The sequence below is a fragment of the Mucilaginibacter sp. P1_A3 genome (genome assembly GCF_056406855.1).
Genome location: NZ_JBFTZJ010000001.1, coordinates 108274 through 127925, shown reverse-complemented (window position 1 = coordinate 127925; position 19652 = coordinate 108274). Strand labels below are relative to the sequence as shown.

At 38.6% G+C, this 19652-nt stretch carries 24 protein-coding genes and 1 riboswitch; of the genes, 9 read left to right on the top strand and 15 right to left on the bottom strand.

What is annotated here, in order from left to right:
- Positions 1–6 precede the first annotated feature (6 nt).
- Entirely contained in the window at positions 7–1254 is a 1248-nt protein-coding gene (locus AC1D0K_RS00595; protein ID WP_477442892.1) for a tetratricopeptide repeat protein, read from the top strand.
- A 199-nt stretch (positions 1255–1453) separates the two neighbouring features.
- Here AC1D0K_RS00595 and AC1D0K_RS00590 read toward each other — a convergent pair whose 3' ends face one another.
- Positions 1454–1789 (bottom strand): hypothetical protein, encoded by a 336-nt coding sequence (locus AC1D0K_RS00590; RefSeq protein ID WP_477398181.1) that lies wholly within the window; start codon positions 1787–1789, stop codon positions 1454–1456.
- 168 nt (positions 1790–1957) lie between these two features.
- Complete coding sequence (locus AC1D0K_RS00585) at positions 1958–2158, bottom strand: hypothetical protein (RefSeq protein WP_477398179.1); 201 nt, start codon at positions 2156–2158, stop codon at positions 1958–1960.
- A 176-nt stretch (positions 2159–2334) separates the two neighbouring features.
- Here AC1D0K_RS00585 and AC1D0K_RS00580 point away from each other — a divergent pair, with 176 nt between their 5' ends.
- The 4 genes from AC1D0K_RS00580 to AC1D0K_RS00565 are packed head-to-tail and all read left to right on the top strand — an operon-like array spanning position 2335 to position 5360.
- Complete coding sequence (locus tag AC1D0K_RS00580) at positions 2335–2811, top strand: DUF4442 domain-containing protein (protein ID WP_477398177.1); 477 nt, start codon at positions 2335–2337, stop codon at positions 2809–2811.
- Positions 2812–2833: 22 nt separating this feature from the next.
- Positions 2834–3280 carry a GNAT family N-acetyltransferase gene (locus AC1D0K_RS00575; protein WP_477398175.1) on the top strand — a complete coding sequence of 149 codons (447 nt, stop codon included), beginning with the start codon at positions 2834–2836 and terminating at the stop codon, positions 3278–3280.
- Positions 3281–3305: 25 nt separating this feature from the next.
- Positions 3306–3929, top strand: coding sequence for an AlbA family DNA-binding domain-containing protein (locus AC1D0K_RS00570; protein WP_477398173.1), 624 nt, complete (start codon positions 3306–3308; stop codon positions 3927–3929).
- Positions 3930–3980: 51 nt separating this feature from the next.
- Positions 3981–5360, top strand: coding sequence for an MATE family efflux transporter (locus AC1D0K_RS00565; RefSeq protein ID WP_477398171.1), 1380 nt, complete (start codon positions 3981–3983; stop codon positions 5358–5360).
- On the opposite strand, the gene AC1D0K_RS00560 is transcribed toward AC1D0K_RS00565, so the two are convergent.
- The 6 genes from AC1D0K_RS00560 to AC1D0K_RS00535 are packed head-to-tail and all read right to left on the bottom strand — an operon-like array spanning position 5357 to position 10183.
- The gene (locus AC1D0K_RS00560; protein ID WP_477398169.1) at positions 5357–6259 is read right to left on the bottom strand and encodes a histone deacetylase family protein; all 903 of its coding nucleotides are present in this window, start codon (positions 6257–6259) and stop codon (positions 5357–5359) included. The genes AC1D0K_RS00565 and AC1D0K_RS00560 overlap by 4 nt on opposite strands.
- A 5-nt stretch (positions 6260–6264) precedes the next feature.
- A complete protein-coding gene (locus AC1D0K_RS00555) occupies positions 6265–7119 on the bottom strand; it encodes a bestrophin family protein (protein ID WP_477398167.1) in 855 nt (284 codons plus the stop codon).
- 17 nt (positions 7120–7136) lie between these two features.
- A complete protein-coding gene (kynU, locus tag AC1D0K_RS00550; RefSeq protein ID WP_477442888.1) occupies positions 7137–8423 on the bottom strand; it encodes a kynureninase in 1287 nt (428 codons plus the stop codon).
- Positions 8424–8457: 34 nt separating this feature from the next.
- Positions 8458–9060, bottom strand: coding sequence for a DNA-3-methyladenine glycosylase (locus AC1D0K_RS00545; protein WP_477398163.1), 603 nt, complete (start codon positions 9058–9060; stop codon positions 8458–8460).
- Positions 9057–9707, bottom strand: a complete 651-nt coding sequence (locus AC1D0K_RS00540; RefSeq protein WP_477442886.1) for an alpha/beta hydrolase — start codon at positions 9705–9707, stop codon at positions 9057–9059. The genes AC1D0K_RS00545 and AC1D0K_RS00540 overlap by 4 nt, the downstream gene beginning before the upstream one ends.
- Complete coding sequence (locus tag AC1D0K_RS00535) at positions 9707–10183, bottom strand: GAF domain-containing protein (protein WP_477398159.1); 477 nt, start codon at positions 10181–10183, stop codon at positions 9707–9709. The genes AC1D0K_RS00540 and AC1D0K_RS00535 overlap by 1 nt, the downstream gene beginning before the upstream one ends.
- Positions 10184–10370: 187 nt before the next feature.
- Between AC1D0K_RS00535 and AC1D0K_RS00530 the strand changes: the two genes are divergently transcribed.
- Positions 10371–11168: a DUF3291 domain-containing protein gene (locus AC1D0K_RS00530; protein ID WP_477398157.1), complete on the top strand. Its 798-nt coding sequence runs from the start codon at positions 10371–10373 to the stop codon at positions 11166–11168.
- Between the two features lie 3 nt (positions 11169–11171).
- A complete protein-coding gene (locus AC1D0K_RS00525) occupies positions 11172–11420 on the top strand; it encodes a hypothetical protein (RefSeq protein WP_477398155.1) in 249 nt (82 codons plus the stop codon).
- A 228-nt stretch (positions 11421–11648) separates the two neighbouring features.
- Here AC1D0K_RS00525 and AC1D0K_RS00520 read toward each other — a convergent pair whose 3' ends face one another.
- From AC1D0K_RS00520 to AC1D0K_RS00505, 4 genes are all read right to left on the bottom strand, one after another.
- Positions 11649–12362 carry a Dph6-related ATP pyrophosphatase gene (locus AC1D0K_RS00520; RefSeq protein WP_477398153.1) on the bottom strand — a complete coding sequence of 238 codons (714 nt, stop codon included), beginning with the start codon at positions 12360–12362 and terminating at the stop codon, positions 11649–11651.
- Positions 12363–12388: 26 nt separating this feature from the next.
- A complete protein-coding gene (locus AC1D0K_RS00515; protein WP_477398151.1) occupies positions 12389–13075 on the bottom strand; it encodes an SIR2 family NAD-dependent protein deacylase in 687 nt (228 codons plus the stop codon).
- Between the two features lie 167 nt (positions 13076–13242).
- A complete protein-coding gene (locus tag AC1D0K_RS00510; RefSeq protein ID WP_477398149.1) occupies positions 13243–13815 on the bottom strand; it encodes a DUF6580 family putative transport protein in 573 nt (190 codons plus the stop codon).
- Positions 13816–13853: 38 nt separating this feature from the next.
- Positions 13854–15806, bottom strand: coding sequence for a TonB-dependent receptor plug domain-containing protein (locus AC1D0K_RS00505; RefSeq protein ID WP_477462973.1), 1953 nt, complete (start codon positions 15804–15806; stop codon positions 13854–13856).
- A 125-nt stretch (positions 15807–15931) separates the two neighbouring features.
- A riboswitch (cobalamin riboswitch) is annotated at positions 15932–16130 on the bottom strand.
- 44 nt (positions 16131–16174) lie between these two features.
- Here AC1D0K_RS00505 and AC1D0K_RS00500 point away from each other — a divergent pair.
- Together AC1D0K_RS00500 and AC1D0K_RS00495 are read left to right on the top strand one after the other, a co-directional pair.
- Positions 16175–17434 (top strand): serine hydrolase, encoded by a 1260-nt coding sequence (locus tag AC1D0K_RS00500; RefSeq protein WP_477442882.1) that lies wholly within the window; start codon positions 16175–16177, stop codon positions 17432–17434.
- A 65-nt stretch (positions 17435–17499) separates the two neighbouring features.
- A complete protein-coding gene (locus tag AC1D0K_RS00495; protein WP_477398981.1) occupies positions 17500–18249 on the top strand; it encodes an SRPBCC family protein in 750 nt (249 codons plus the stop codon).
- Positions 18250–18343: 94 nt separating this feature from the next.
- On the opposite strand, the gene rplT is transcribed toward AC1D0K_RS00495, so the two are convergent.
- The 3 genes from rplT to infC all read right to left on the bottom strand — a co-directional run bounded on the left by rplT (position 18344) and on the right by infC (position 19652).
- Entirely contained in the window at positions 18344–18688 is a 345-nt protein-coding gene (gene rplT / locus AC1D0K_RS00490; RefSeq protein ID WP_076369188.1) for a 50S ribosomal protein L20, read from the bottom strand.
- A 78-nt stretch (positions 18689–18766) separates the two neighbouring features.
- On the bottom strand, positions 18767–18967 hold the full coding sequence (gene rpmI, locus AC1D0K_RS00485; RefSeq protein ID WP_295720451.1) for a 50S ribosomal protein L35: 201 nt from the start codon (positions 18965–18967) through the stop codon (positions 18767–18769).
- 118 nt (positions 18968–19085) lie between these two features.
- Positions 19086–19652 (bottom strand): translation initiation factor IF-3, encoded by a 567-nt coding sequence (gene infC, locus AC1D0K_RS00480; protein ID WP_090647343.1) that lies wholly within the window; start codon positions 19650–19652, stop codon positions 19086–19088.

The window sequence follows — 19652 nt, the reverse complement described above, 5'->3', positions numbered from 1 at the left end:
TAAAACATGAAAATCAAACTTTTGATGGCTGGTCTTTTAGGCTTAGTTTCAGCAACAACGTTTGCACAAAAAGGGGAGTTAAACAATGCAAAATCTGAGTACGAAAAGTATGAAGGATTAAGGGGAACTCCTTTAGCAAAAACAAGTTTAACAGCAGCCAGAACTTCTATTGATAAGGCTGCGGCAAATGAAAAAACTGCTACATTGCCACTTACTTACGCTTTAAAAGGCGCAATTTACTCTACCTATGCAAATCAGGACTCAGTAGCCACCACATCATTGCCATTATTTACTGCAGCCGAAGAGGCATTAAAAAAAGCAAAAGAACTTGATACTAAAGGCGAAAACAAACACCTTATTGAAGCCGCTAATTTAAACCTGGCCCAGTACCAACTGACTAAAGGTGTTGCCGAGTATGGAAGTGGTAAATATGAATTGGCTTATCATTCATTTGACTATTACCGCACTATTTTACCAGACGACACAAACGCTATTTATTATACTGGTTTATCGGCTGCCAATTCAAATAACTACCCGGCTGCAATATCAAATTATACGAAACTGCTTACTACAAAATTTTCAAAGGTTCCCAATATTTACATGGACCTTTCTTCAGTTTATTTATTAAGCAAGGATACAACAAATGCTCTTAAGACCGTTTCTGAGGGAGTTATAAAATATCCGGCAAATTCAGATCTTCGTAAGAGGGAAATTGAAATAAGCTTGCAAACCGGAAAAGAAAAAGAGGTTTTAACTAAAATACAGAATGCGTTAGCAGCTGATCCTAAGAATAAAACACTTTATTATTACGCCGGTTTAACTTATTCACAAACCGCAGAAGCGATTATAAAGGAACAAGCAAAAACGAAAGATCCGGTTGCTAAAAACAAGTTACAAGCTACAAAAGTTGAAAACTACAACAAAGCAGCAGAAATGTACAAAAAAGCTTTAGAAATCGACCCGAATTATTTTGAAGCAAATCTTAACATAGGTTACGTTATAATCAACCCTGCAATTGATGATTACAATGCAGCTAATAAACTTCCTGCCAATAAACAAAAAGAATATGATGTGGCTATTGCTAAAGCTAAAGCGCAATTTGAAGCTGCAAAACCTTATTTGGTAAAGGCCAAAGATTTGAATCCTAAATCAATTGACGCATTAACAAACCTAAGAACCTATTATTTAGGTGTAAAGGATGATGTTAATGCTAACAAAATAAAAGCTGAGATAGAAGCATTACCTAAACAGTAGTAATATTAAAAGGAGAGAGGCTTTCATTGTAAAGCCTTCCCTTTTAATATTACTACTTAACATAATGTTAATTATGAGAAATAAATTATATACAAAACCACTGCAAGGCATATCTAAATGCTAATAATCTCAAACTGACTCCTTTCAACCAATGTATTTAATTGTGCATTACTAATGACGACTTCCTGTATCGTAAAAACTACTTTCTTTCTGTAACAAACCACGAAGCTACATATGCAGTAAATGTTCCAAATAGCCCGACACCGGCCGTCATTAAAATAGCGGCAATGCAACGACCTTCAGTAGTTACGGGAAACTTGTCTCCATAACCTTCAGCCTGAAAAAACCGGACACAAAATTCGATAAAGAAAAACACACAAATAGCATTATCAATATAGTTAAGCAATATCGAGGTTTCAACAGGTAGAACAAATATAGTATCAACTAGGATTGCCAATAACACATAAACAGATAATACAAATACGATCAGGTTTAGGATGCCTAACTGGTTTTCTTTAGTAACTACTACTTGCATTTAATGATAAAGTTGGTGGCTCTAATATAAAAATTAAAATGTACAAACAGATGGCTGTAAAAAAGCTTGGGAAGCAATAGAAGTACAACCAATAATCAATAAAGCGACATAAAAATGTCCGGTTTATAAAAAGAAACCGGACATTTTTATAAAAAACTAAATTGATAATTACATTTTCTTAGCAGTATCCTTTTTCATGGTATCGGTTTTGGCAGTATCCGTAGCTGCCGGTGCCGGAGTTGTTGTGGAAGCTGAGTCCATTTTCGTACTGTCAGATCCACTTTTGGCATCTTTGGCCGAACTGCATCCAGATGCAATTGCGCCTATCATTGTCGCGACAAGTGCCAGGCTTAAAATTTGCTTTTTCATAGTTATTAGTTTAATTAATAGTGTACATCATTTATAGATGAACATACTATTAACTATATACACCCTATTTTGTTTAAGCCAGTTTACATATTATCAGAAATACTTCAGCCCAACGGTCTTTTTAATTTACTTTAATGTTGAATTATTTTGCTTTAAATTTCAGATATTTAAAAACTATGGTGGCATCCGAAAGAATATTGAAGTGGGCATTGCGCTTATACCCTCCCCTCTTTTTTCAGCGTATTTGGGTAGTTGGATTTGATAAAGGATATAGAGGTGTTGAAGTCAAAATCAAAAAAAGCTTTTTAAATAAAAATTACAATAATTCTATTTTTGGAGGTACACTTTTTGCCGCCGCGGATCCATTTTATCCTATATTATTTCATCATCTACTAATTAAAAAAGGGTATAAATTAAAGGTGTGGTCAAAATCGTCAACAATAGAATATTTGAAACCTGGCTTAACTGATGTGTATTTTAAGATTAGTATAAGTGATGATGAAATTGAAGAAGTCGAGAATCAATTGAACACTCTTGGCAAGTATATCGCTCACCACCCTATTGATATTTACAATAAAAATGGGGAAATATGCGTATCTGTAATAAATGAAGTTTATTTGCGAAACCTGAATTTTATCGATCCAAATTTGTAATTTTAATTTGATGACTGTTTTCATGAATGACGAAGTCTTTATAAAAAGAGACTTCCTGATATCAACCGACAAAACTCTGTTAGATGTTGAAGTAATATATAACTATCTAAATGACGATTCTTATTGGGCGCAGGGGATTCCACTCGAAAAATTAAAAAAGGCCATAGCAAACTCAATGTGTTTTGGGGTTTACAATAACAGCAAACTGGTGGGTTTTGCACGGGTCGTTACCGATAATGCTACCTTCGCCTATATTTGCGATGTGTTTATTTTGCCCATATACAGAAAAAAAGGGCTGTCAAAATGGCTCATGCAAACCATTGTTAATCACCCGGAGTTACAGGGCTTACGCCGATGGTCATTAGCTACTGCAGATGCCCAAAAACTTTACAGCCAGTTTGGGTTTAGCCAGATTTCAAAACCGGAGAACTGGATGGAAATATTTACACCGTATATTAAATCTCAATAATTGGTTAAGAGACCGGAGGGTTAAAATGAATATCAAAAAACTGATTTTTGAGGGCGAAGGCGTAACGCTCGATTTTAAAAAGACAATTACCAGCTGCGAAAAAATAGCCCGCACCATGGTGTCCTTTGCTAACAACAAAGGCGGTAAATTGTTAATTGGTGTTTTAGATGACGGTACAATCAAGGGCGTAAAATCTGAAGATGAGGAACGCTATATGATTACCCGGGCGGCTCATATGTTTATACGGCCAGCGCTTGAACCCATATTTGAAGAAATTTACGTTGATGACAAATTAGTGCTTGTTGTTGATACCTTACCCAGTAACCTAAAACCCCATTACGCCCTTGCCGATGATGGTAAATGGTGGGCTTATGTAAGGGTGAAGGATAAGAGTGTATTGGCCAGTAAAATTGTTTTGGAAGTTCTTAAACGCTCATCTAACGACCAGGGTGTATTGATAGAATATTCTAATAACGAAAAAACTTTGCTAACTTATCTCGCAGAAACCAACCGAATCACAATTAAGGAATGCAGCGAATTGTTAAAACTAGGACGTAGGCGTACTCAACGAGTTTTGGTTGATCTCATTCTTTCGGGGTTGATCCGCATTAATACAACCGAAAAGGAAGAGTATTATACCGCTTGTTAGTTGCTTTTTTTACCGTCCTAATTATTACTTTTACCTTCCTGCACAAAAGTAATGAAAGCCGTTTACCAAAAATACAAACCCTACTATACCGAAAGTTTAAAACTTGCTGTTCCTGTAGTAATATCCAATGCCGGCCATACGGCTGTTCAAATATCGGATACTATTATTGTTGGCCACTTCGCGGGTACCATATCCTTAGCCGCAGCCTCTACAGTAAATAGTCTTTTTATGGTGCCGCTGGTTATAGGCATGGGTATTTCATATGGCCTCACTCCACTAATTGCTCAAAATAACGGACGTAAAGACTATAAAGAATGCGGCCGCTTGCTATCAAACAGTTTGCTTCTGAACATATTGAGCGGTATTGTTTTATTTTGCGGCATCTATTTCGGTACAATGCTTTTAATCAACCATCTTGATCAATCGCCAATGGTTGTAAAGGAGGCTAAACCATATTTGCTATTATTAAGTCTGTCAATAATTCCACTACTTATATTTAACACCTTCAAGCAATTTGCAGAAGGGCTTGGTTTTACCATGCAGGCAATGATCATATCTGTGGTAGGTAATGTGATCAACATTGTTTTGGGGATTATTTTTGTTAAAGGGATGTTTGGTGTGCATCCTATGGGAATTAAAGGCGTTGGATACAGCACGCTAATTGATAGATGTTTAATGGCTATCGTAATGGCTTTTTATGTTTTCAGGTCAACGAATTTTAAATCGTATTTGAAAAATTTTGCCCTTAAAAATATCGATCGGCTCCGTGCATTCAATATTCTAAAGATAGGCGCGCCTGTGGCCATGCAATACACTTTTGAGATAAGCGCATTTGGTGGAGCTGCATTATTAGTGGGTACCATTGGAATAGTTGACCAGGCTGCACACCAGGTTACCATCACCATGGCTTCTATGACCTATATGATGGCGAGCGGCATTGGTGCCGCGGCCGCAATAAAATCAGGAAATTATTTTGGCATTGGCGATCACAAAAATTTACGACTTGGGGCAATCTCTAATTATCATATTGTTTTGATATTTATGAGTATAACAGCCATAATTTTTGCCTTATGCCGGCATTTATTACCATGGATATTTACCGCGGATGAAAATGTTGTAAATATTGCCGCCCGGTTACTTATTATTGCGGCATTCTTCCAGCTATTTGATGGTACACAGGTTGTTGGCCTTGGCATCCTGCGTGGAATGGGCGATGTAAACATCCCTACCCTCATTACATTTTTAGCTTATTGGGTAGTAGGCTTACCTATAGGTTACATGCTTGGTATCAAATTTCACCTGGGAGTTTATGGTGTTTGGTATGGATTAGTACTTGGCCTGGTTACAGCCTCTATCCTTTTGTTCTTTCGCTTTAATATGATTAGCAAAAACCATCGCGATAAAGCAATATTATTACCATCCGAAGATTAGCAATACAGATCAGTGGCCACTTTAAAGGTATTGCAATGGGCATCAACAATATCTTTGATCTGGGGTGAGTATCCTCCTCCCATACTTACCTGTACAGGAATATTGTTGGCAATGCATTGCTCAAAAACAAACCGGTCACGGCTTTTACACGCTTCTTTACTTAAGGCAAGTTTCCCCAGTTTATCAGTACTTAACACATCAACTCCGGCCAGGTAAAATATAAAGTCGGGTTTTGCCTGCCGAATCAGTTTGGGTAAAGTATGATGTAAAATATTTAAGAACTCGTCATCTGCAACACCATCCTGCAAAGAAATATCCAGGTCAGACTTTTCTTTGCGGGATGGGAAATTATTGGCTCCGTGCATTGAAAATGTAAATACCCTGGGTTCATTTTCAAATATCCTGGCAGTACCATTTCCCTGGTGAACATCTAAATCAATTATTAAGATAGAGCTTGATAAATCATTATTTAACAAGTAATTAGAAGCAATTGCCTGATCGTTCAACATGCAAAAGCCTTCCCCCCAGTTCGTTCCCGCATGATGAGTTCCGCCGGCAACATTAAAGGCAATACGATTTTCAAAAGCAGATACACATCCGTCAATTGTTCCCTTAGCTATCCTCATTTCACGTTCTATCAATAAAGCTGATAATGGGAATCCGATCCGCTTTTGTTCTTTCAAAGGCAATGTTAGATCACGAAGCTGATACCAGTAATCTTTATCATGGGTTTTTATAATCGTGTCTTCTGAAGGCAAGCCGGGAGAAAACAAATTATCTTTTGATATTATACCCTCATGTAATAGCTGCGCCGGAATCAGCTCATATTTAAGCATCGGAAACCGGTGACCCTCCGGTAGCGGATGGGCATATATTGGGTCGAAAGCTATTTTGAACATGCTGTTTAACCTAATATTTCCCCAACGTGCTTTTGGATATTATCACAAATGTTGTCCAACGGCAAATCATTTGCATCATAGCCAAAAGGATCTTCTATCTCCTCAGCCAGCAATTCAATACTTGCAAAAACAAATAACACAAAACCAATGATAGGAATTGTAAAATACTTCAGATCAAAGGCCCAGGTGAAAGGCAACGTCATGATATATGTAAAAATGAACTTCTTGATAAAAACGCTGTATGAGTAAGGTATCGGCGTTTTCCTGATGCGTTCACAAGCCCCGCAAATATCTGTAAATGAAGTCATTTCGGTAGTTATACTAAATAACTGCTCCGGGTTTATTTGCCCACTTTTATTCAGTCTGTATATGTTTGATATAATGGTTGATGCTACCTGGTTAGGTACATGTTTTTCAGGATCGATAGTTACAAATTGTTGTCGTTCTGATTCATAAACGTCACGAAGATGATTTCTTAAAGAACGGGCATAAAGCGGGATCGCGTAATTAAAAAAGGGGAATTCATCTTCACTAACCATGTGCCTTAATTTTATAGCCAGGTTACGACTGTTATTGGTGAGGCTCCCCCAGACCTTGCGGCCCTCCCACCAGCGATCATATGCTGAGTTAATACGAAATGCCAAAAGCAAGGAGAATACAAATCCGATGGTTTGGTGGATATAGTTTACTTTTCTTAGTATACTGTTATCTGGCAATTTCCAGAAATCTATTAACAAATAAGTAACTACACCAGCATAAGCGGCAACCGCCACTATCAGCGGAAAAAGCTCACGTAATGTATCTGCCTTATTAAGCTTGAAAACGAAAGAAAACCATTCTTTTGGATTGTAATAAACCATACTTGCGTTTAACTATTTTATTTTACAGCAGTCAAAGCATCACAAAGATGTTTTGCAGTATTAAAAACGTCCTGAAAGGAATTGTAAAGCGGTACAGGACTTATCCTGATCACGTCCGGCTCCCTCCAGTCACCAATTACACCATTATCCGCAAGGTACTTGAATATCGCCTTGGCATTATACCTGCAAACAACGGATAACTGGCTACCTCTAATCGTCGGATCAGTTGGTGTAATGATCTTATAAACCTCTTCGCCGTAATCTTTATTTATCCCGTTAATCAAAAACTCCAAATATCCCGTTAAAGCGACGCCTTTATTTCGGATGACATCTATTCCGCCTGCATCGTCAAAGATCGCCATAGAGGCTTTAAATAAAGCCAGAAGTAATATGGGACTTGTGCTTACCTGCCACCCATCAGCCCCTACAGCCGGATCAAAGCCCGGGGCCATTAAAAACCGCTTATCCGCCCGGTAACCCCACCACCCCGCAAAGCGATTAATTTCCTGGTTGGTAAAATGTTTTTCGTGTACAAAAATCCCACTTATTCCACCCGGACCTGAGTTCATGTATTTGTATGAGCACCAGCAGGCAAAGTCGGCACCCCATTCATGCAATTTCAACGGCACATTACCCGCTGCATGTGCAAGGTCAAAACCGGCATAAGCGCCCGCTTTATGGGCCGCATCCGCTATTGATTCTAAATCAAAAAACTGCCCGGTATAATAATTTATCCCGCTAAAAAGCACTAAGGCAAGTTCATCGGCATGATCCTTTATGGTTCGAAGTATGTCTTCTGTTCTCAAAGTTACTTCGCCTTCACGCGGAAAAATCTCGATCACAGCATCTTTAGGATCAAAGCCATGAAACTTAACCTGGCTTTCCACAGCATACTGATCAGATGGAAAAGCGCCACTTTCCATGATGATTTTAAATCGTTTACTATTTGGTTTATAGAAACTTACCATCAATAAGTGAAGATTCACTGTAAGTGAGTTCATGACAGTAACCTCACTTTCCAGAGCACCAACGATCTTAGATATTGACGATGAAAGTGATTTATGATATGCTAACCAGGGATCATCACCCTGGAACCAACCCTCTACCGCCAGCTCTTTCCATGTACCCATTTGGTCGGCAATGTATTGAGCGGCTGATTTAGGTTGCAAACCAAGCGAGTTGCCACAAAGATATATGACATCCTCTCCCTTATGTTTTGGAATTAAAAACCTGTCCCTGAAATCTTTTAAAATATCCTTTTCGTCCTGTGCGTTGGCAAATGCTAAACTATTTTGATAATCCATTGGTCAATATTACAAAAAAGCAAATTTAAAGCATCTATTTGTTGGGTTTACTTACGTATTTATTGCCTTTTACATAAAAACGGTAAGGTAAAAAAGCATCCTCACCGGCATAGCTCACGCCAATACGGGGACCTATGGTAATTTGTTCATCTGTGAAATTTAGTCCTCGGTCTTCTATCCAGAGTGTATCACTTTGCAAGCTAATTGCATTAATGTTGCGCGATATGCCCAATGCTTTTGCAACAGAACCAGGTCCGGAAGTGATTGTTGGTTTGAGTACAAACATGTTTCGCCTTGCCTGCATGGCCTCAATGCCGTCAGTTGGATTAATGGCCCTAACCAGGATAGCATGTGGCTCTCCCTCAACAGAAGTAACGATGTTGAACATTTCATGAATGCCATAACAAAGGTAAACATAGGCAATACCGCCTTGCATGAACATAGTTTTGGTGCGAGGTGTCATCCTGTTACCAAAGGAGTGAGAAGCTTTGTCTACAATACCATTATAAGCTTCTGTTTCAACAATATAACCACCAGTAGTTACACCATCAATACAGGTAAATAAATACTTCCCCAGGAGATTTTTGCTGATCGCAACAACGTTGCTGCCTAAATAATAATCCTCGGTCAGCTTCATTTTTTATGGAGAATTTGCGTTAACAGTTTATTAATTTCTTTGGCTTTATCAAATATCATAATATGAGTTCCCCCTTTTACAACGGTGGCGTTTTTTATGCGATTATAATCAAAGATGAGGTCTTTATCGCCGATGATGTGGTAAAGATTTGCAGGAATAACATCATTTCGCCACGCCAATATTGCACCCATAGCCCACTTAACAAAAAAAGGAGAAGTATTCTTCAACATGTCATTAAATAACCAGGCATCCTCCTCACTCATATGGCCGAACATCGGTTTAACCAAAAAGCCCATGGAGGTAATGAGCTTGCCGGGAATTAGTTTCTGAATGGGCACATTTCTAAAAAAACTAAAATACCGCGGAGTTTCATCTGTTGTTTTGATACTGGAGATGAGGATCACCTTTTTTAATGGGATAAGCTTAGCCATCTCAACGGCGATCATCCCACCCATAGAATTACCTATCAGGGTTGAATTAGCTGCAATATTATATTGATATACAAGCCTTTTGGCATAGCTGACTAAAGTATCCTTTTCACCTGGCTCAATCCAGTCCACAGGGATTACTTCATAGTCGCGCAGATCAATGTTGTTATAAACACGTGTATCAGCGCCAAGACCGGCTATCAGGTAAATCTTGCTCATTAAAACTTTAACAGCTTAACAACCTGCTCCAGGAACCGTGCGTCGGTTTCATCAAACTGATCCAACAGCTCGCTGTCCACATCCAAAACACCAACAACCTCACCATCATGAAATACAGGCACTACAATCTCCGACTGAGATAATGAGCTACACGCAATATGGCCCGGGAAAGCTTCAACATCGGGCACGATCAGCGTTTTGGCCTGCTGCCATGCCGTGCCGCAAACACCTTTGCCTAATTTAATGCGGGTGCAGGCTACCGGCCCCTGAAAAGGACCTAAAACCAGTTCGTTATCCTTCACCATATAAAACCCTACCCAAAACCATTTAAACTGCTCTTTTAAAGCAGCACTAATGTTAGCCAGGTTTGCCACCAGGTCTGGCTCTCCATACAACAATGCCTCAATCTGCGGGATCAGCGTTGTGTATTGCTCCGTTTTATCGGTTGATGTAGTTATGTTTAAATCTTCTGCCATGGTATTGCAAAGATGACTATTTTCAGCATTAAGTCGCACTTTTTAGCATTATGTAATAAGTATCAGGCAGCAAGATTTTTTTCTTTTTACAGTCAGATAGCAATTCCTGATATCAAACAGCAAATCTTCTCGTTTTCGCTATCAAATAGCAATAGTATAATCATCCAGACTGCCCCTACCCAATATATTGACTGGAAAATCAATCCTGATACTTGATGCTTATTACCTGATACTTTACGCAGATACCAATAATATCATATTTAATCTTTTATTTAGCAGGGCTATGTTTGTTAGTTTAACCATAATCCGATACCGGAAACTGTTTATCCCCTTTGCCTTGCTGGCAATGGCTATACATCGGCTGCCCATGCTGATGCAAAAAGGCTGTACTTTTTACAAGCTCCTGGGTTCTGGCCGAAACGGAACTTTTGATTTGCAACCCGACTGGCAGCAATGGGGCTTATTGGCCTGCTGGGAAAACCGTGAAGATTTTGACAGGTTTTACAATCACTCCTTTATTTCCAGCTGGTGGAAAATATTAGGCCATGAAGGCTATACCATATTATGCCAGCCATTGCAGAGCCATGGTAAATGGGATGGCAAAGAACCTTTCGGCAAGCCGGATGTACAAAACTATGCAGGTCCGGTTGCTGTGCTTACAAGGGCAACTATTAGGATAAGCAGGTTAAGGAATTTTTGGAGCCATGTAGATGAAGTTGCGGGTTTAATGACCAGCGCTGTGGGTTATATTACATCCTTTGGTGTTGGCGAAGCACCGGTTTACCGGCAGGCAACTTTTTCCATTTGGAAGAGCATTGATGATGTAAAAAACTTTGCTTACAAAAGCCGCGAACATGCCGAAGTAATAAAACTTACACGCAGCGAAAACTGGTATAGTGAAGAGCTCTTCGCCCGTTTTAAACCCATTGCCAGCTTTGGTTCACTTAATGGCAATAACCCTTTAAATGATTTATTGAATAATTAAGATATGAGAATTGTAGCCGAATTACCTCACCCCGATTTTAAGATCTCCATCCTGAACATGAACCAAAAATTCATTGTAAAAATAGAACAGGGCACGCTGGAACAAAGCTTTAAAATTGCCGAAATGGACCTTACCGATGGCGTCAACAGCGTTTTTGAATTGCTTGATGAAGAGTTTTTGAAGACAGTAGCTACCCGCTTTGCCGATATGCGCGCCGACTTCAAAGATGCTTATTACAGGTACAATTTTTAACAAGAAAACCATATTAAGTATTTGATTTACAGCTATTTAATTTCACAAAACAATCAAAACAAAATTTTATTTGGCAAAAAGCCTGATTTATGGGTTCTATTTCGACTAATTCTTACCTTGAATAAACAATTAGTTTATAAAAATAGATTTAAGATATTGACAAACAGATATCATATAAATATATAAAAAATTAAATTCGGCCTGCTATCTTGCCAAATAAATGGGAAGTTAAGCCAAAAGAAGGTCACAATACCAAAATCCACTCGACCGTTGATCAGCAGTTGAAGCACAGGAATCATCGGCGTTTTTGGGAGCTTGATATTCCTTAAATATTTTAACGCCTGTTTTATAACTGATCTCTTTTTTAAAGATAGGTCCTTTAAAAGTGAAGGTGTGAAACTCCCCGTTCTCTCCGCAAACATCTACGTCATCCGGTAAAGCTTCAATCAATTCAAGGCTTATCTCCTTCCCAACTATCCGCTCCAGCCTTGCCTGGGTACAAGCTATTACTGTTCCAAACCCAAGGGTTAAAAACTCATTGATCAGTTCGCTGGTATCAAGTTTCCATAAGGGATAAATACCAGTGAGGCCAAGTTCGCTTAACCGGGCATCGCGATAATCTTTAAGATCCTGCAAAAAAATGTCGCCAAAAATGGAATGGGTTATACCTTCATTTTTAAGGTGAGATAAATGACGATGCATCACCTCATCATACTCCTTAATCCCCGGCATCTCGGGCAGGCGGATCTGGTATAATGAAATGCCAATACTTTCTGCCTGTTTAACCAATAGCTCCGTCCTGACGCCATGCATCGAGATCCTATCGGCAGCATCATTAATCGTGGTAACCAAATATTTTATTTCAAGATCGGGGTTTTGCAGGCAATGGTATAAAGCCAGGGCGCTGTCTTTTCCCCCGCTCCAATTAAAAATGCACTTCATATTAATTAGTGGTTGGTGATTTGACTTTAATCTTTTAACAACTCATTTACCAACGCTATAACTCCAACCGTTGCTTTTTCCTGTATCTTAATTACAGTTCCGCTCACCCTTGCATCGGGTATTTTAGGATCTATGATATATTTAGGAACATTCCTGTTTACATAGCCAATAAGGCCCGCAGCGGGGTAAACAGCCAACGATGAACCTATCAGCATGAAAACTTCCGCATCAGCACAAATGCGGGCTGCGGGCCCAATCATCGGCACATCTTCGCCAAACCAAACTACATGCGCACGTAACGGCGACCCTAATTCGCAAACTTCATCCATCTTAATCTCCCAGCCATCTATCGGATAAGTAAGCTCGGGGTTGATGCTTGATTGCGAACGGGTAATAACACCGTGCAGGTGCACTACATTGGTTGAGCCTGCCCTTTCATGCAGATCATCTATATTTTGGGTGATAATTGTAACATTATATTTCTCTTCCAATCTTGCTAACGCGTAATGGGCCTCATTAGGTTTCGCTTCCAGTACCGACTTCCGCCTTTCGTTATAAAACTGTTGCACCAATACCGGGTTATGCTCCCAGGCTTCGGGTGTAGCCACGTCTTGTATGTTGTACCCCTCCCAAAGGCCATCACTGTCTCTAAAGGTCTTTAAACCACTTTCAGCGCTGATCCCCGCTCCCGTTAATACTACCAGGTTTTTCATATCTTAAATTAAATCAGATCTGTTTTAACATTTCAACCAAATCAGGAATGTATTTGCATTTCAACAATTAACTGTTGGCCTTATGCTTTTGATTTTCCTGAAATTATCAGCCCATAAAAAAAGCGACCTGCATTATGGCAGATCGCTTTCAATTTTATTATCTTAGGTTAAAGAGCCAGCTGCTTTGGAGTTTGCAAAAAAGCAAACTTACTTTTTGCCAACTCAAAACCACCAAACAGTAGAAAACCGAATAGGAGGTCTCCTAAAACCATGTTCTTTTCAAAGGGAATAGCATTGATTAAAGATTGACCATAACCCGCTAAAGTATGCGGATACATGGTACCATATAAAAATGGCAGATCGATAATGAGCCAATGGATCAATACCGATGCAACAGATACCAACAATACATTAAGCACATTTACCTTTTTAATAAAGCTGCCAACTAAAACCATCAGGGCAAAGCAAAGATAAACCCAGGCCGCACCACTATACCACAAAGTGACTTTTGACGTGTACAGGTAGTTAACCAGGATATCGGTAGTAAATAATGTAAGCAATACAGTTGCATATCCCTTCCATTTTTCGGTAAAGTAAACACCTCCGAATACCGCTATCGCGCCCACTGGTGTAAAGTTACTCAGTTCCTTATACTTAAATGTTATTAACCTGAAAGCTGCAGCAACCACTATCATTAAAATAAGGATAATGTTCCTGTTGATGGTATCTTTTTTATTCATGACGTAAAATTACAGATAATCGGGTTAATTAAAAACAACTAATTAAACTGATATTTTGCACCAAGCGTAAAGTTTATACCACGTGTATTATAACCCAGCCAGTCGGTATATTTTTGATCAAGCACGTTGTTTAAATCGCCAAATATATTTAGGCTTTTGGTAGCCTTTAACTGCAGATGCAAATCAACCAGATTATAATTTTTTAAAGTGGTTATTGTAGACGGATAGGTGGCGAAATTTTGATCGGCCCTGTTGCCAGTATACTTATAATTTACGCCTATCAGGAAATCGGCACATGCCTGATACGATACATTCGCCCCAAATGTACTCTTAGGCCTGCGGTATAAATTAGCCGTTTGCTTACCATTTTCATCTGTTTGTTTACCTGTTACATAAGCAAAATAAGCCGATGCAGTTAGCTTGGTTGAGTTGTATCTCAACTCACTTTCAAAACCTTTGTCTTTTTGAAAAGATCCATTTTTATAGAATGAGCTATAAGGGGCAACAGATTCTGAGAAGAAATAAATTACATCTTTTGCGTTGCGTTTATAGAAAGCGGTGTTAAAAGATAATGTATTTTTTATGATCTCCCAATCAAACCCAGCCTCGTATGAATTGGTGAATTCCGGCTTTAATTTAGAATTTCCGTATTGGGAAGATAACTGGTATAAAGATGGTGCTTTAAATGCCGAAGCAATAGTTCCGAATACTTTAAACTGGTCTGCTAAATACAACGAAGGATTAATGGTATAGGTAAAGTTATCCCCGTATTTGCTATGGTGGTTATATCTTCCACCCAGTTCCATGTGAAAGATATTTGATTTAAAAAATAGTGACGTATAAACGCTGGCAATGCTGTTATGTGCAGTATCATCACTTATAACACTTGCACCTGGATGGTAGCCTGATTGTTCAAACAAACTGTATTGACTGGTATTGCTGTATTTATAATCTGCTCCACTCGTTATATCAAAATATTTACCCAGATTGTAATTCAATACAGCTTCAACGTTTGTTATACGGCCGATATTTTTTGTTATCTGATGTGTAGAATCATTATCAGGCGGTAAGTTTTTAAAGTTATTGTGAACCGTATTTTGTGTTGCATTAAACACCAGTGTTCCTTTTGGCAATACTACTTTAAATCCTAAACCACCAAATAAAAATGTATTGTTGTAAGTGTAGTTGTTGTCATTAGTAAAAGCGCCATAAGGCAGATCGCCAGTATTATAGCTACCTTGAAAGTTGCCATTCAAACTAAATTTATCAGAAACATACTGATTGATATTCACACTGGCAGACCGCTGGTGAAATCCGTCTTTTTTAAATCCAGCTTTGTTTGTGGTATCGGTAGCTGCTGCAAAACCTCTTGAATCTGTATTTGACAGGTTGATGGCAATCCCTGTATTGTGAATTTTACCGTTTACCCCGGCCGATTCCTGGAATGTGTTATAACTACCGCCAGTTAATTGCACATTTCCTTTTAAACCCTGCCCTTGCGGATGTTTGGTTATGATATTTATTACACCGGCTACAGCATCAGAGCCATATAAGGTTGAGCCGCTGCCTTTTAAAATCTCAATTTTTTCAATTTGGTTTACAGGGAAAGCGTTAAGATCGTAACTACCATCAATTGAGCCTGCGTTGTTAACCGGAAAACCATCTACCAATATTAGCGTATTACCTGACGATGCTCCCCGTAAGAATACGGACGTACTGATGCCGGGCGCATTCTGTGCACCAGAGAAGGTTATTCCCGGAATTGTATTGAGCAATTGAGGCAATGTTTTGCCTTGTGAACGACCGATCTGCTCTGCCGATATTACGGTAACAACCCTACCTATATCTGCTAATTTTTTAGGCGAACGGGTGGCAGTAACTACCACATTGTTTAACATACGCGTAGTATCCTGTGCGTATAATTTTGTACTAATTGTACCTACTTGCAACAATCCTAATCCTAAAACAATTTTAAAGTACTTTTTTTTCATGTATTTGCTATAGTGTTAAATAATAATGCAAACTATATAGCATAACACGGACGTGGTCAAATGAAAATACACTATCAAAAAAAGAAGAGCATTCACATTCAAGCTTCAATCCACGAAAGCTATGAATAATTTATATTGCTCTGGCAGGTCTTCTGACTTACTCCCCTTTAGTCCTGTCTTCCCTCTGGTTTAGCAGAAGTGACTTTAAGATTGAACTACGGTTATGGAGCTTACAGCTGCGGGACAGTTCCGGATTTACACCGAATTCCCTTTTAATTCTTTAATGATTTACAATCAAAGAAACCTAAAGCGATGCAAAAGTACAACAAGTATTAACAACAACAACTAACATATGTATATTTATGCTGATGAAACTATGCATTACTTTATCACTATCAATGGTGATTACCATAAACAGCCTTGCACAACAGCCCGATACAGTGCTTTTAAAAAATCTTTTACAAGCCCAGCCTGAACTGTTTAAAGGCATACTCAATCACCCTACCCAAAATGAAGTGCAAATACTATACACCCAGATAAACCGGGACAAAAACAACATTCCGCACTTTAAACCATATAGTTACCGGCTCAATGCTAAGCGATATTTTTACCCGGCAAGTACAGTAAAACTACCAACAGCCATATTTACGCTTGAAAAACTAAATGAGCTAAAAATTAAAGGCCTCAGCAAAACGTCGGTTATGATAACTGATAGCGCATTCACGGGGCAAACCAGGGTAAAAACAGATACATCATCGCTAAGCGGCTTACCAAGCATTGAAAACTACATCAAAAAAATACTGCTGGTGAGCGATAACGATGCCTATAACAGATTGTATGAATTTGTGGGCCGCAAAGAGATTAACCAAAAACTAAAAAAATACAATTTTAATAATACCCGCATCATTGGCAGGCTGGCCATTGGCGATAGCGGCGAAAACACCAAACATACCAACCCGGTTGATTTTTATAATGGCGATAAACTCATTTATCATAAACCAGCCCTTTATGATAGCCTGGCCTACCCTATTCACCTGGAGAATATGATACAAGGCAAAGGATACATGGATAGTAATGATAAACTGGTAATGCAGCCATTCAGCTTTGCTGATAAAAATGTTTATACTATTGCCGATCAGCAAATGGTTTTAAAGCGACTGCTTTTCCCCGAAGCCTTTGAAAAGTCGCAACGTTTTAATTTAACCGGTGCCGACTATAATTTCATTTATCAATACATGAGCACCTTCCCTACCGAAAACATAAAACCTACATACAGCCGGCCAGCATATTACGCGGCTTATTGTAAGTTTCTGTTTTATGGAGGCGACAGTACGGCCAATGTTAACCCCGACATCAGAATATTTAATAAAGTAGGCGACAGTTATGGATATGATATTGATAACGCCTACATCGTTGATTTTAAAAACAAGGTTGAATTTATACTTACGGCAGTCATACAATCAAACGAAGACGGAATCCTTAACGACAATAAGTATGAATATGCTACAGTCTGCCTCCCTTTTATGAAAAACCTTGGGCAGGTGATTTACCAATATGAACTAAAAAGAGCGAAAAAGCACCTCCCCGATTTAACCAAATTTAAATTTAATTACAGAAAGGTTAAATAAACTTCAATTAACAAAAACTTAGCTTACCATATCGTGTTTAATTTTCATACCATTTAAACAACAATATGGCAACTACAATAATTAAGTACACGGATAACTACCCCATACTTCACGGTGATGACAGAATAAACCTGAACTGGCCCGAACGTTATACTTCTATAGTTGGAGGTGTTAAATTGGGATGGTCGGGATTTAAGCATATATTTTCAGCTCCGTTTACGAGCATATTAAAGATAGGCGCCAGCGGATACCTTTTAAATCGTGGCATTACCGGCCATTGCGAATTGTATAAACGAATTGGTAAGCTATCAACCAATCCTATTAACATCAATATCCGGTCTTCATTTACCGTTAACCAACCAAGGCACAAGGTTTACAATTTTTGGCGCAAGTTTGATAATCTTCCTTTATTTATGAAACACCTGGAAAGTGTTGAAATAATTGATTCAAAATACTCTCACTGGGTACTAAAACTACCCGCAGGTGTAGCAAGCGTTAGCTGGCATGCAGAAATTGTAAAAGATGAGCCTGACGAAATGATTGGGTGGAGCTCGATGCCCGACTCCATCATTAACAATGCAGGGAAAGTTCGTTTCCAGGATACTATTGATGGTAAGGGAACTATTGTGGATATTGTAATCAGCTATCAGCCACCGGCAGGAGGATTAGGTGTTGGCCTTGCCAGGGTGTTAAACCCTATATTTAAAAATATGGTTGATAAGGATGTGCAGAATTTTAAACAATATATGGATATTGATAACGGCCCCGAGTTTTTTTTGGATAGCAAAGAGGAACCCATTATTGTAATATCATAAACTGGTATTAAAATATATACCAACAAAAAACCACCTGATAAAATTATCAGGCGGTTTTTTAAAATTCATTGAGAATAGATCTCAGCAAATTATATTATTTTACTGCATCAATCACGGCTTTGAAAGCATCAGGATGATTCATTGCTAAATCAGCTAATACTTTACGGTTTAAACCGATTTCTTTTGCTGCTAATTTACCTATTAATTGAGAGTAAGAAATTCCGTGCTGACGGGCACCTGCGTTAATACGCTGTATCCATAAAGCTCTGAACTCTCTTTTCTTGGTTTTACGGTCACGATAAGCGTACTGTAAACCTTTTTCAACTGTATTTTTTGCAACGGTATAAACCTTGCTGCGTGAACCCCAATAACCTTTGGCGAGGTTCATGATCCTTTTTCTGCGTCTTCTCGACGCTACTGCGTTAACTGAACGTGGCATGTTGTTTGATTTTGGTAGTGAGTGCCTGCCTTTAAAGCCGAACTTAAAACTCTAATACCTGGTTAAAAAAATTGTGAATTACTTTCCGATGCAAAGCATACGTTTAACATTTCCCATATCAGCTTTAGATACTAAGCTGGTATGACCAAGGTTACGCTTACGTTTAGTCGACATCTTAGTTAAGATGTGGCTTTTGAAAGCATTCTTCCGTGTGATTTTACCGGTTCCAGTAAGCTTAAAACGCTTTTTTGCACTGGAATTGGTTTTCATTTTTGGCATAACTATTATTTAATTGTTTGTTTAACTTACAAATGTGCAACCCTGCAGATCTGTAAATACCTTTATATAAGATAGTACTGATATGTAACTTTGAAATTACACATCAGTACATCTGAAATTATTTTTTTGCAGCTTTGGGTGCAAGGGTTAAAAACATCCTTTTACCTTCAAGCTTTGGTAATTGTTCAACTTTACCTACATCTTCCAATGCCTGTGCAAAACGAAGCAGTAATATCTCACCCTGCTCTTTGTAAACAATTGCGCGGCCCTTAAAGTGTACGTAAGCCCTTACTTTTTCGCCGGCTTCCAAAAATTTAATAGCATGCTTTAATTTAAATTCAAAGTCATGATCATCAGTGTTCGGGCCAAAGCGAATCTCTTTAATAACAGTTTGCTTGGCATTACTTTTTATCTCCTTAAGCTTTTTCTTTTGCTCGTAAATAAACTTGTTATAGTCAGTTACTTTACAAACCGGCGGTACAGCGTTCGGAGATATTTCAACAAGATCTAATTCCTGCTCTTGCGCTATAGCAAGGGCATCTCTTAATGAAAAAATTCCTTGCTCTACGTTGTCACCTACAAGGCGAACTTCCTGAGCCCTAATGAATTGGTTGATGTTGTGTTCAGCTTCTTTTTTCTTAAAAGGAAGCCTTGGTCCTCTATTGAAAGGTTTGTTTAATGCCAA

Bases quoted from the DNA above. Each gene is read 5' to 3' on its own strand.
- kynU (WP_477442888.1), bottom strand. From the start codon at position 8,423: ATGGATTATCAAAATAGTTTAGCATTTGCCAACGCACAGGACGAAAAG.
- rpmI (WP_295720451.1), bottom strand. From the start codon at position 18,967: ATGCCAAAAATGAAAACCAATTCCAGTGCAAAAAAGCGTTTTAAGCTT.
- AC1D0K_RS00560 (WP_477398169.1), bottom strand. From the start codon at position 6,259: ATGTTCAAAATAGCTTTCGACCCAATATATGCCCATCCGCTACCGGAG.
- AC1D0K_RS00500 (WP_477442882.1), top strand. From the start codon at position 16,175: ATGAAACTATGCATTACTTTATCACTATCAATGGTGATTACCATAAAC.
- AC1D0K_RS00565 (WP_477398171.1), top strand. From the start codon at position 3,981: ATGAAAGCCGTTTACCAAAAATACAAACCCTACTATACCGAAAGTTTA.
- rplT (WP_076369188.1), bottom strand. From the start codon at position 18,688: ATGCCACGTTCAGTTAACGCAGTAGCGTCGAGAAGACGCAGAAAAAGG.
- AC1D0K_RS00570 (WP_477398173.1), top strand. From the start codon at position 3,306: ATGAATATCAAAAAACTGATTTTTGAGGGCGAAGGCGTAACGCTCGAT.
- AC1D0K_RS00505 (WP_477462973.1), bottom strand. From the start codon at position 15,806: ATGAAAAAAAAGTACTTTAAAATTGTTTTAGGATTAGGATTGTTGCAA.
- AC1D0K_RS00515 (WP_477398151.1), bottom strand. From the start codon at position 13,075: ATGAAAAACCTGGTAGTATTAACGGGAGCGGGGATCAGCGCTGAAAGT.
- AC1D0K_RS00595 (WP_477442892.1), top strand. From the start codon at position 7: ATGAAAATCAAACTTTTGATGGCTGGTCTTTTAGGCTTAGTTTCAGCA.
- AC1D0K_RS00495 (WP_477398981.1), top strand. From the start codon at position 17,500: ATGGCAACTACAATAATTAAGTACACGGATAACTACCCCATACTTCAC.
- AC1D0K_RS00575 (WP_477398175.1), top strand. From the start codon at position 2,834: ATGAATGACGAAGTCTTTATAAAAAGAGACTTCCTGATATCAACCGAC.
- AC1D0K_RS00535 (WP_477398159.1), bottom strand. From the start codon at position 10,183: ATGGCAGAAGATTTAAACATAACTACATCAACCGATAAAACGGAGCAA.
- AC1D0K_RS00510 (WP_477398149.1), bottom strand. From the start codon at position 13,815: ATGAATAAAAAAGATACCATCAACAGGAACATTATCCTTATTTTAATG.
- AC1D0K_RS00520 (WP_477398153.1), bottom strand. From the start codon at position 12,362: ATGAAGTGCATTTTTAATTGGAGCGGGGGAAAAGACAGCGCCCTGGCT.
- AC1D0K_RS00545 (WP_477398163.1), bottom strand. From the start codon at position 9,060: ATGAAGCTGACCGAGGATTATTATTTAGGCAGCAACGTTGTTGCGATC.
- AC1D0K_RS00585 (WP_477398179.1), bottom strand. From the start codon at position 2,158: ATGAAAAAGCAAATTTTAAGCCTGGCACTTGTCGCGACAATGATAGGC.
- AC1D0K_RS00555 (WP_477398167.1), bottom strand. From the start codon at position 7,119: ATGGTTTATTACAATCCAAAAGAATGGTTTTCTTTCGTTTTCAAGCTT.
- AC1D0K_RS00540 (WP_477442886.1), bottom strand. From the start codon at position 9,707: ATGAGCAAGATTTACCTGATAGCCGGTCTTGGCGCTGATACACGTGTT.
- AC1D0K_RS00580 (WP_477398177.1), top strand. From the start codon at position 2,335: ATGGTGGCATCCGAAAGAATATTGAAGTGGGCATTGCGCTTATACCCT.
- AC1D0K_RS00525 (WP_477398155.1), top strand. From the start codon at position 11,172: ATGAGAATTGTAGCCGAATTACCTCACCCCGATTTTAAGATCTCCATC.
- AC1D0K_RS00590 (WP_477398181.1), bottom strand. From the start codon at position 1,789: ATGCAAGTAGTAGTTACTAAAGAAAACCAGTTAGGCATCCTAAACCTG.